The organism is Dellaglioa sp. CoH-56-MRSF-14 (assembly GCF_056782115.1).
The window spans coordinates 1-486 of sequence record NZ_JBXAYB010000024.1 but is presented as its reverse complement, the minus strand read 5'-3'; the positions used below and the strand labels follow the sequence as shown (position 1 = coordinate 486).

At 48.1% G+C, this 486-nt stretch carries 4 tRNA genes; all 4 read right to left on the bottom strand.

Features of this window, described 5'->3' with window-relative positions:
- Window positions 1-78 precede the first annotated feature (78 nt).
- Window positions 79-168, bottom strand: a tRNA-Ser gene (locus AC1RPX_RS07680).
- Window positions 169-207: 39 nt separating this feature from the next.
- Window positions 208-281, bottom strand: a tRNA-Ile gene (locus AC1RPX_RS07675).
- Window positions 282-300: 19 nt separating this feature from the next.
- Window positions 301-374: transfer RNA gene (locus tag AC1RPX_RS07670), tRNA-Met, on the bottom strand.
- 40 nt (window positions 375-414) lie between these two features.
- Window positions 415-486 (bottom strand) — tRNA-Pro (locus AC1RPX_RS07665).

The window sequence follows — 486 nt, the reverse complement described above, 5'->3', positions numbered from 1 at the left end:
GCAGGATTTGAACCTACGACCTTCGGGTTATGAGCCCGACGAGCTACCAGACTGCTCCATCCCGCGATAATATTAAAAAGGAGGATAAGAGATTCGAACTCTTGCGTGGTTTGACCCACCTGACGGTTTTCAAGACCGTTCCCTTCAGCCAGACTTGGGTAATCCTCCATAAAAAATTAAAAATCTACTTGAATCAGCTACAAGTAATGGACCTTGTAGGACTCGAACCTACGACCGGGCGGTTATGAGCCGTCTGCTCTAACCAACTGAGCTAAAGGTCCAAGCTTCTTACGTAGAAAATAGCGGTGAAGGGGATCGAACCCCTGACCTCCCGGGTATGAACCGGACGCTCTAGCCAGCTGAGCTACGCCGCCATAAAATAAAAACACATAATAAATTTTGGCAATCTATTAATCGGGAAAACAGGATTCGAACCTGCGACCCCCTGGTCCCAAACCAGGTGCTCTACCAAGCTGAGCTATTTCC